The organism is Streptomyces flaveolus (genome assembly GCF_000716535.1).
GTDB lineage: Bacteria > Actinomycetota > Actinomycetes > Streptomycetales > Streptomycetaceae > Streptomyces > Streptomyces flaveolus_A.
The window spans coordinates 25,487-35,385 of the sequence record NZ_JNWV01000063.1 but is presented as its reverse complement, the minus strand read 5'-3'; the positions used below and the strand labels follow the sequence as shown (position 1 = coordinate 35,385).

At 66.9% G+C, this 9,899-nt stretch carries 7 protein-coding genes and 4 pseudogenes; 6 read left to right on the top strand and 5 right to left on the bottom strand.

The features are described 5' to 3' along the window. Nucleotides 1-359 (bottom strand): transposase (locus tag OO52_RS53600; RefSeq protein WP_280923320.1); only part of this gene is annotated, 359 nt, incomplete at its 3' end. 165 nt (nucleotides 360-524) lie between these two features. On the opposite strand from OO52_RS53600, the gene OO52_RS42620 reads away from it, so the two are divergent. Beyond that, the gene (locus OO52_RS42620) at nucleotides 525-1,727 is read left to right on the top strand and encodes an IS110 family transposase (RefSeq protein WP_030659211.1); all 1,203 of its coding nucleotides are present in this window, start codon (nucleotides 525-527) and stop codon (nucleotides 1,725-1,727) included. Between the two features lie 17 nt (nucleotides 1,728-1,744). On the opposite strand, the pseudogene OO52_RS42615 reads toward OO52_RS42620, so the two are convergent. Together OO52_RS42615 and OO52_RS42610 are read right to left on the bottom strand one after the other, a co-directional pair. Continuing rightward, nucleotides 1,745-2,092, bottom strand: a pseudogene (locus tag OO52_RS42615) (transposase); the annotation flags it as partial. Between the two features lie 81 nt (nucleotides 2,093-2,173). Further along, nucleotides 2,174-3,012, bottom strand: a pseudogene (locus tag OO52_RS42610) (IS5 family transposase). 457 nt (nucleotides 3,013-3,469) lie between these two features. Here OO52_RS42610 and OO52_RS42605 point away from each other — a divergent pair. Beyond that, nucleotides 3,470-4,339: pseudogene (locus OO52_RS42605) on the top strand (IS5 family transposase). Between the two features lie 89 nt (nucleotides 4,340-4,428). Here OO52_RS42605 and OO52_RS42600 read toward each other — a convergent pair. Both OO52_RS42600 and OO52_RS42595 read right to left on the bottom strand, forming a co-directional pair. Then, nucleotides 4,429-4,953, bottom strand: a complete 525-nt coding sequence (locus tag OO52_RS42600; RefSeq protein WP_030940435.1) for a hypothetical protein — start codon at nucleotides 4,951-4,953, stop codon at nucleotides 4,429-4,431. Nucleotides 4,954-5,312: 359 nt separating this feature from the next. Next, the gene (locus OO52_RS42595; RefSeq protein WP_030940438.1) at nucleotides 5,313-6,062 is read right to left on the bottom strand and encodes an IS5/IS1182 family transposase; all 750 of its coding nucleotides are present in this window, start codon (nucleotides 6,060-6,062) and stop codon (nucleotides 5,313-5,315) included. 383 nt (nucleotides 6,063-6,445) lie between these two features. On the opposite strand from OO52_RS42595, the gene OO52_RS48870 reads away from it, so the two are divergent. The 4 genes and pseudogenes from OO52_RS48870 (at nucleotide 6,446) to OO52_RS53595 (ending at nucleotide 9,875) form a co-directional block, all read left to right on the top strand. Then, a complete protein-coding gene (locus OO52_RS48870) occupies nucleotides 6,446-7,003 on the top strand; it encodes a DUF4253 domain-containing protein (protein WP_234317258.1) in 558 nt (185 codons plus the stop codon). Between the two features lie 340 nt (nucleotides 7,004-7,343). Then, nucleotides 7,344-8,249 carry a hypothetical protein gene (locus OO52_RS42585; RefSeq protein WP_030940444.1) on the top strand — a complete coding sequence of 302 codons (906 nt, stop codon included), beginning with the start codon at nucleotides 7,344-7,346 and terminating at the stop codon, nucleotides 8,247-8,249. A gap of 394 nt (nucleotides 8,250-8,643) precedes the next feature. After that, nucleotides 8,644-8,850 (top strand): annotated as a pseudogene (locus OO52_RS48865) (transposase); the annotation flags it as partial. A gap of 743 nt (nucleotides 8,851-9,593) precedes the next feature. Beyond that, entirely contained in the window at nucleotides 9,594-9,875 is a 282-nt protein-coding gene (locus tag OO52_RS53595; protein WP_234339964.1) for a hypothetical protein, read from the top strand. Nucleotides 9,876-9,899: the final 24 nt, after the last annotated feature.

Here is a 9,899-nt window from a genome sequence, read left to right as displayed (position 1 = left end):
TTGCGTGCGATGCGGACGCCGATGTGCTTGCCCCATAACCATCGCCGCAGGTGAGGGATGTCGTACGCCTTGTCGGCGTGAAGACGCCCGGGCTTGGAATCGTTCGCGTGGGATTCGTGTCCCATGTGGAAATGGGACAGCATCGGCTTCAGAGCGAGGCTGTCGTGGGTGTTGGCTGCGGAGAGTCCGACGCGTAGAGGCAGTCCGTTCGCATCCGACAGGACGTGCATCTTGGAACCGGGCTTACCCCGGTCCACGGGGCTCGGACCTGCAAGTTCGCCCCCGTTACCTTTTTCGTGGCCCCGCAACGGGGTTCCCGGTCTCCGGGTCCGGTATGACTTGCGCCCCTTGTCGATCATGGTCGAAAAAGTGGTGTCACCGGGCCGGGAGGCATTGGCAGACCGCTGATCAGGGGCATGACCGCTTCATCCGCACTCTCTGGGATGGACAGGCCTTCGTAACGTGGATGCCGGCACGCTGATGCCGCAGCGGAGGCCGGGAAGGGTGTCTGCTGGGGAGGGTGAGTGAGCGACGCGGGTGGGATCGATGTCTACCTCGGGCTGGACGTCGGTAAGGGTGAGCATCACGGGACCGCCCTGACTCCGGCGGGCAAGAAGGTGTTCGACAAACCGCTGCCCAACACTGAACCGCGGCTGCGTGAGCTGTTCGAGAAACTCCAGTCCAGGCACGGAACGGTGTTGGTCGTGGTGGACCAGCCGGCCTCGATCGGGGCTCTGCCGCTTGCCGTCGCGCGGGATGCCGGCTGTCGTGTCGCCTATCTGCCGGGACTGACGATGCGGCGGATCGCCGACCTCTACCCCGGTGAGTCCAAGACCGACGCCCGGGACGCTGCGGTCATCGCCGATGCCGCCCGCACCATGCCGCACACCCTGCGGGACCTGGCGCCGGACGACGAGACCGTCGCCGAGCTGAACATGATCGTGGGATTCGACGATGACCTGGCCGGCGAGGTCACCCGCACCAAGAACCGTCTGCGCGGGCTGCTGACCCAGATCCATCCCTCGCTCGAGCGGGTCCTGGGTCCTCGCCTGGAGCACCCGGCCGTCCTGTTCCTGCTCGAACGCCACGGATCCCCAGCCCAGTTACGGAAAGCCGGCAGACGACGGCTGATATCCCTGCTGCGGACCAAGGCACCGCGCATGGCAGAACGGCTCGTCGAGGACATCTTCGACGCGCTCGATGAACAGAGCGTCGTCGTGCCCGGCACCGACGCTGCTGCGCTGATCATCCCCAGCCTGGCCGCTTCGCTGGCCGCCGTGCTCGGCCAGCGCCGACTCCTCGCCGCCAGGATCGAGGAACTGCTGGAGGCACACCCTCTTTCCCAGGTCCTGACCTCGATGCCGGGCATCGGGGTCAGGACCGCAGCCCGCATCCTGATCGACGTCGGTGACGGCAGCGGCTTCGCCACCGCAGGCCACCTCGCCGCCTACGCCGGTCTGGCACCCGCCACCCGCCGGTCCGGCTCCTCGATCCGCGGCGAGCACCCGGCACGGCGAGGCAACAAACAGCTCAAGCGAGCCTTCTACCTCGCTGCGTTCGCCTCACTGTCCCAGCCCGCCTCCCGGGCCTACTACGACAGGAAACGACGCGAGGGAAAACACCACGTCGCCGCGATCGTCTGCCTGGCCCGACGCCGCATCGACGTCCTCTTCGCCATGCTCCGCGACGGCACGTTCTACGAACCGCCCAAGATCAATACCGTTTGACGGAAGCCAGAGGGGCACTTTTTAGCGCGGACATGGGCGGAGTCGAGGACAGCGCGCGATAGATCGATCAGGTCCTGGCCGTCCAGGAGCTGGAGCACCTTCTCGTGCAGCTGCCCCCAGACGCCGGCCCGGGACCAGATGAGGAACCGGCGATGCACCGTCGACTTCGACGCCCCGAAGCACGGCGGCAGGGCCCGCCAGGCGCAGCCACTGACCAGCACGTAGACGATCGCAGCGAAAACCGCCTCGTCATCAATGTTCGCGACCCCACCGCCCTGCGGACGCACCCGCGCCGACGGCAGCAGCGGCCTCGCGATCTCCCACAAGCCATCCGGAACAATCCATCCCCACCGCCCACTCCCCATACCCGGCACAACTGCTAACTGACCATGTAGGACACGGTCTAAAAGAGCGTTTTGTCCCGGCGAGGTTGTTTGGTTCGAGGTTCAGGTGTCACGCCAGTTCGGTGTGGATTCGCGGGTGGTCGTCGGCTTATGAGGTCGATCATCGCGACGTGGATTATGGCTTCGGAGCGGTGCGGGTGGGTCTCGTAGTCACGGGCGAGCCGACGGTGGTGCATGAGCCAGCCGAAGGTCCGCTCGACCACCCAGCGTCGGGGGATCACCTTGAACCCTTTGACGCCGGGGTCGCGTTGGACGACTTCGAGGTCGATTCCGAGGCGAGCGCCGTGGTCGATGGCCTTGGTCCGGTAGCCGGTGTCGGCCCATGCCTTGGTCACTCGAGGGGTTGCGGCAGAGATCTGGGAGAGCAGATGGATGCCGCCGGTGTTGTCGGAGACGCTCGCCGCGCTCACCCAGACGGCAAGCAGCAGGCCGAGGGTGTCGACACCGATGTGGCGCTTGCGACCTGCGATTTTCTTGCCTGCGTCGATGCCTTGGCCGGCCGCGGGCACGTTGGCGGAGGTCTTGACGCTCTGCGCGTCCAGCACGCAGGCGCTCGGCTCGGCACTGCGGCCTTCAGCTTCCCGGACCAGGCGGCGTAGCAGGCCGTTGAGTTGGCCGAAGACGCCTTCCTTCTGCCAGGCGGCGAAGTAGCCGTAGACGGTCTCCCACGGCGGGAAGTCGTGCGGCAGGTAGCGCCAGGGGATGCCGGTGCGGTCGACGTAGAGGATGGCGTCCATGATGCGGCGCAGGTCGTGTTCGGGTGGGCGGCCGATGTCCAGGCCCTTGCCTCTGCGCTCGGCTCGCCAGGCGGTGAGGGCGGGGCCGATCAACTCCCAGCGGGCATCGGAGACGTCGCTGGGGTAGGGGCGGTGTCGCGTCATGTTTCGGTAGTACCGTCGGGCATGACGCGCTCCCAGGGCGCAAACAGAGTCAACCGGGGGCGCTTTGGGATCAGACAGGAGCGACTCGACTCAAACGGGCAGAGATATGGAGTCTCCTGTCGCACAGTCCGCATTGAAACCACTCTGGCCTCAGCAGTCGCAGACCCACTCGCCCCCCGAAGCTCCGCCAAACAACCTCGCCGGGACAAAACGCTCTTTGAGAGGTCGTTTTCGCCGAGACTGCCCGTGTATTCACCGATTGTCGGACCGCCGGGTTGTGGTGCTCGTGCTGCTGAAGATGCGGATTGATTCTTGCCGGCCAGGTGGGGTGGCAGGTGAGGCGGGTAGTGTCTTGCACCTGTCTCATCCCAGGACGCCCGGCCTTCGCGGACTCGTGCTTCCGTTGTCGTCGCTGTGCGCCTGGGCGCACTTGGGTCTGTGGCGGTACGCCGGAAACATGCCGACGCGACGCCCGTATCCGAGTGATCTGTCCGATGCCCGCTGGGAGTTGATCGAGCCGGTGCTCTCTGCCTGGCGCTTCGAGCGCCGCGGCCGGGCCCTGGACTTCGGCCGGCCGCCGGAACATGACCTGCGCGACATCATGGACGCGATCTTGTACGTGGACCGCACCGGGGTCCAGTGGCGCTATCTCCCGCACGACTTCCCGCACTGGAACACGGTCTACGGCTACTTCGCCAAGTGGCAGCAAGACGGCGTGTTCGCCCAGCTCAACGGTCTGCTCAGGCAAGTCCTACGGGAGAAGGAAGGACGGAACGGCGAGCCATCGGCCTGCGTGATCGACGCACAGAGCGTCAAGACCTCCACCAGCGTCCCCGCCTCCAGCCAGGGCACCGATGCCGGGAAGAAGATCGTGGGACGCAAGCGGAGCATCGTCACCGACACGCTCGGACTCCTGCTCGCGGTGCTGGTCACCGCGGCGAGTGTGCAGGATTCCGTGGCCGGCACCCGTCTCCTGGACCAGGTTGCCGCCGAGCACCCCGGCATCCGCAAGGTCTGGGTAGACGGCGGCTACCGCCAGCACCTCGTCGAACATGCCGCCACCCTCGGCATCGGCATGGAGATCAGCGCACGCACACCCGGGACCAAGGGTTTCACCCCGATCCCGAAGCGGTGGGCGGTCGAGCGCACCTAGGGCTGGCTCATGCTCCACCGCCGCCTGGCCCGCGACTACGAGACCCTGCCTGTCCGCTCCGAAGCCATGATCCGCCTCGCCATGACCGACCTCATGGCCCGCCGCCTCACCGGCGAGAACACCATCTCCTGGCGCGACCCGACACCACAGACCAAACAGCCGTTTCCGGGATAAAACATCGGGAGAAAACGACCTCTGACAGAGGGCGACACCCCAGGGGTACCGCCCTCTTGTCTGGGCCCGGTCGCTCATGGCGTTGCCGATCAGTTCCGGGCGCTGGTGTAGGCGTGGATCCGCCCGTAGTCGTGGCCGAGCAGCGCGGCCAGTTGCGGGCCCGCCCACAAAGTGAACGTGAGGGCGATCTCCCGTGCGTCTTCCACCTCGTGACTGGGGCGTAGGTACTCCAGGTAGGGCACGGCGAGACGGAGGAGCCGTTCCCCTTCAGTCCCGGCGGGCCCCTCCCGACGGGGGGCGAAGCCGCCGGCGACGACCGACAGGATCTCGATCGCGGTGGGGCCGGCGGGGTGCGCGTGCTGCTGGGTGCGGGCGACCTGGTCACCGAAGTCGCACAGCCACCTGCCGAACCGGTCGGGGGCCTGGCCGAATCGCTGGAAGAGGTAGGCGCACAGCTCGACCGCGAGGTGTTCGGTGAGCCGCAGGGAGTCCTCGCTCAGCGTGCCGTCGGCGTGCCATGTCTCCAGCACGGCGGTCAGGCAGTTGTAGATCTCCCAGTTGGCCGGGGGCGGGCTGTCTGCGGCGGTGGGGTCGTTGCGGGCGGCTTCGTCCAACGCGGCCGTGATGATCAGAGCGAGCGCGGCGGCGCGCGGCGTGGGGTGGTCCGTGGTTCTCGGTCATTGCGGTTCTGGGGGGTCGTGGGTGTGGTCACGGCTGTGTGGGACGCCGGGGGCGGGTGCTCGCCGCCCGCCGCCCCCGGTGTCCGATCGGGTGTGCTCCAGCCCACCAGGAACCGCCATCGTTTCGGCCGGTTCCGGACGGTCGCGGCCCGCTGCCGTCGCGGACGACCAGCGCATCCCGAGCTGGTCCAGCTCGGCGCGGCGTTCGGGGGTGAGCTTGTCGGCCCGGCGGCGGGTGTTGTCGGTGGGTGGCGGGCCGGCGGATCAGGCATGGTCGGTGTCAGTGAGCCTTTTCAGCGTTGCCTCTCCAGGGTGAGGACCGCGGCGGCGATGTCTGTCATGCGGTTGGGGCTGCAGCGGCTCCGGCGAAAGATCCGCCAGGCCTTCAGGCGGGCGACGCCTCGTTCGACGGGAGCTCGGGCCTGGGCGAGTGCCCGGTTCAGCGTCCGTTCGGTCGGTGACAGTTCGCCGTTGGGCGGGCGGCGGATGGCGGTGGTGGCCCAGGAGCCGGCGCCGATGTAGGCGCGGTCGGCGATGATCGGGACGCCCTGGCGTTCGCAGATTCGGATGATGCGGTGGGTGCGTGCGGCGGCCAGATCGTGAGCACGGCCCGGCAAGGCCGGCGAGATCCACAGAAGCTGGCCTTCGGGATCGGTGACGACCTGCACGTTCACGCCGTGACGCCGGTGCTTGTGGGAGTAATCGGCGCGTCCGTCGCCCAGGCGGTCGCACTCGCTGAGGGTGCCGTCCAGGAGCACGTAGTCCGGGTCGTGCTCGCGCAGGGTCTTGAGCAGGCCCGGCGCCCGGTCGGCGAGGAGCCGCACGACGGCGGTGGTGTAGGCGTGGGCGGTGCCGACGGATATGCCGAACCCGGCGGCGATCTGCGCGAGGGTGTCGTGCTTGCGCAGGTAGGCGAGAGCGACGAGGGCGCGCTGGTGCGGCGGGAGCTTGCAGCGGCGGTCACCCTCACGGGTGACGATAAGCATCGTGACCCACTCGACCAGCGCATGAGGCAGGTCGAGTGCGGCAGGATAGGGAACCAACAGGGCTCCTGGACCGGCAGGTTGAGACTTCGAACACCTCACCCAACGGCACGGGAGCCCTGTCCGTTGCGGGCACCAAGGTCATCACCCGATCGGTGGCCACACTGAAAAGGCTCAGTGACCGCGGCTAACGTGCGCGCATGTTCTCGTCGCTGCCCGATGGGCTTCCGCCAGGCCGTTGTCTCCCCGAAGTCATCCGAGGCGACGCCCCCTCATGGCGCGTGTGGCTGTCCGAGGAACCAGTTTCGGATCCCGTGGGGTCGTGGACGCACTTCCAGAGTGCACGGGAGGAATCCGGACTGTGGCCAGTGCTCGCCTCCACCCTTTACGGTCCTGGGCGGCCCACCGCCCTTGCGGCCGTCGACGCCTTGGACCTTCATGACGTGCTGGAACGGGACTGGCGCTCCTATCGAGCTCTCCAGCTGAGGCAGCTTGCAGCGCCGCAAGAACCGCAGGACCTGCCTGAGGGCGTCGAACCATGGGACGAGGATCCCGGGGCGCCGTTCGACCGGTGGCCCGGCCTGGCGGCCGGCATCCCTTCCCTGGCCGGAGCCGACTCTGATGCCGCCGCCCGCACCGCCATTGCCCGGCTCATGGCCGGCCCTTACCGACTGCCCAAACCTCATCTGGCCCTTGTTCCGGCCACCCGCCCCGCCGACATTCCCGCCGTCATGGGCTGGCAGGCGGAAGCCCCTTTGCCCCTGCTGTGCGCCCTGCTCCGCAGCTGGGAGGACCGCTTCGGTGCGCAGGTCGTCGCCTTTGACGGCGCCACGATGCACGTCTCCGTCGCCCGCCCGCCCCGGGACGCCGATCACGCCACCCACCTCGCTCTCGAACATGTGCTGACCGGCGCCGACAACATCAACGACGGCACCGTCCCGTATTCCGACTACGCCGCCTCACTCGTCAACTCTCCCCTTTGGTCCTTTTGGTGGGACTGACAACGGCCGACGCCGACAGCGTCGGTCTTGGCTCCCCAGCCACGAACACGTGAACGTCCCCACTTGTTGGGAGGCGTTCGGCATCGGACCTTGTGAGGTCACAAGATCGCCTCTGCCGTAGGTGGGTTGGCCTGGTCCCGGCAGTGGAGGGTCACGTACAGGTACTTGCTGCCGACGCGGGAGACGGTCACGGGCTCATCTCCCCTGAAGCGGTTCCCGGTGACCAGAACCTGCGGGCGTCCTGGGCGACCGTAAGGCAATGTGACTTCGTGCACTGCCTGGCAGGTCGTCCCGGTGACGGGATGGCCTGCCAGGCTGTTTCAGCGGTAAGGAGGAAGTAGTGAGAGTTGAGATGGACCTGCGGGCATCGGACGCGGACGTCTCCGGAATTGTGGTCGAGTGGTTCGTGACGGCCGCTGAGGGGATTTTTTCTCCCCTCCTTCGTAGCCTGCAGAACGGTCCCGAATTGTGCATTCCGAAGAAGGGTGAGGGTGTGCTGGGGCCCCCTGGGGGTATCTGGGCCTCGCTGACCGAGCAGGACCTACTACAGGGTAGGGTCCGGGTCCGGAAGGCCTGGTCCGAAAAGAATTGGAGCAACTTCCTCGGGAGAGTGGCCAAGCGGCCTGCGGACAGTGAATTCTGGATTCTGGAACTGAGGGAATCGGGGCGCCGATACGGGGCCAGTCAGGCCAAGGTTTCCGTTCAGTCTGTCAGCGAGGACGGTGAATGGCATCGGCTGCGGCTGGAATATGGGGTTGGAGAGCCTGGCGCGCACTCGTGTCATAGGGTCATTTCGTCATTGGATGTGGATTCCGCGGTCGAGCATCTCAGGCGTTTTGCGCTGAGGGTTCCGATCACTTTCGGCTGTGTCACTGATGACGGCGGTCACGGTGGGGAAACGATGCTGGAGGACCGGCTGGGGCTGAGCCCGCTGAAGGGGATCCAGGAGAGCCAGGATGTGCTTCGCGGATATCCGTGGGTGACCGTGTGCTCCGCACGCATCGCCGATCGCCTCGGCGGCGTCGCTCGACTGCGCGAGTCGGGTGCCTTTACGGAGGTAGAGGAACTACCCACGGGAAGCGTGTGGTTGAGAGCTACGAATCGCCTTGACGACTACACGGGGGAGGCGCTGCGCAGCGTCTTCAAGGTCGTCGCGCCAGCGCTTCCTCCAGGGCGGCCACGCCCGTATGTCGGCTGCGAGATCGGTCGACTCGTCTACGAGGACCCGGTGGTTGACACAGCCTGAGGGGCAATGCGGCTGTGTTTCCGGGTCGATGTGGCAACGACCGTGCACGGTGCCCCCTTTGTCCGCGAGCTCGCCGCGGTGTCGTGGCGTCCACGAGCTCCGCCCGCGGCGCTTGGCGGACGCTGAAAACCTCATCGTCGCCGGACTTACCCGCACCCCGCGCCTGGTAGTGGTGCTCGCGCCCACGAGCTGCGCACGGTCTTCCTGGAGATGCTTTTCGGCATGTGGGCGCAGCTGGTGCCCGGCCACTTCGGCCTGGTGCTGGCAGGCCAGAGCGGCAAGATGGAGAGGGTCCTGGACCGCCCGGCACTGGCGAGCCTGAAGTCCTGAGTCTTCGTGCGCCGCCGCGTCGTCCCCGTGCCTGCATGAGCCGAGTACGAGAGGTGGGTCATGCCCCGAGCGATCTGGTCAGCGCGATCTCTACCTGCATCGCCCCAAACGCTACAACCGCCGCCTGCGCAGGGTCTTCTATCTCTCCGCGCAGGTGAGCATCATGCGCGAGGGTCCCAACCGCAACTTCTACCTCGAGAAGCGCAGCGAGGGCCCGAAACATGTCCAGGCCGTCATTGCGGTGGCCCGACGGAGGATCGATGTCCTATAGGCGCTACTTCGGGACAACCGGCTGTTCACACCAGCTCCTCCGGTCTCGTAAACGGCTTGACTCGGTCATTGAACCTCCTTGCCATCCGGTGCGTCCGTCGACCTCTCGGCTCGCAGGTCGAGAGACCGCGATGGCTCTGAGAGGCCCAGACCCTCAACCCGGGCACCGGCATGCCCAGGGGGAACCCGGCCGATTCGCAAGGAATGACTAATCAATGATCAAACCACCCGGAACAGGGAACATCACGCTAGTTCGAACATGGTCGGCGGCACCATCGACGGCCGGCGCCCCGGTGGGGAATCGTGAACACGCGGGTGGGGAATTACGTGGCGCTGATCATGCAGATCGTGGGGAATTACGTGACCGCCGACACCTGCTCAGAGGAAGAACTCGACAGAGCCCCGGCGCAGGGAGCTGCTGCAAGCGCTGGGGATCTTCCAGAACACCCGACCAGTTGTGGAAGCTGACCCGTCCGGACAACCGGCACGACAAGCTCACGCGGGACAATCTCCTGGATCTTCAGGACCACCACCTGGTGAGGATCGAACTGGTCCGGGAAGACCAGCGGCAGGTGTGGGTGCTGCCCAAGCGAGGCCGCGGCGAGGCGAAGAAGCTGCTGCAGCCGAAGGGCATACGGATTTCCGCGCTGCGCAAGCAGGAGTGCGAACACCGGGGAGCTGCTGGGTACCGGTTACGACGACCACGCCGCCGCGGTCACCTCGACGGCCGCCGAACTCCACCGCGTGGGGATCGGGCACCGGCTCGGCTTCGCCACCGAGGTTCCGCACCGGCTTGGCAACGGGTACGTTCAGCGGGCCGATCTGGTGGTGCGGGCGCGGGAGGCCGGGGTGCCGGTGCTGCTGCTGGAGATCGACCGCCGCACCGAGGACGCGCACGACCTGGTGCACAAGCTGCGCCGGTACTGGGAGTGGGGCCGGCTGCTGCCGTCGGACGCGGACAAGTACGCCAAGTACCTGGCCAGTAATGGCGCCACCGACTCCATCGGCCACGAGCAGCGGCTGTGACGGCGGGGCTACCCGCCGACTCGC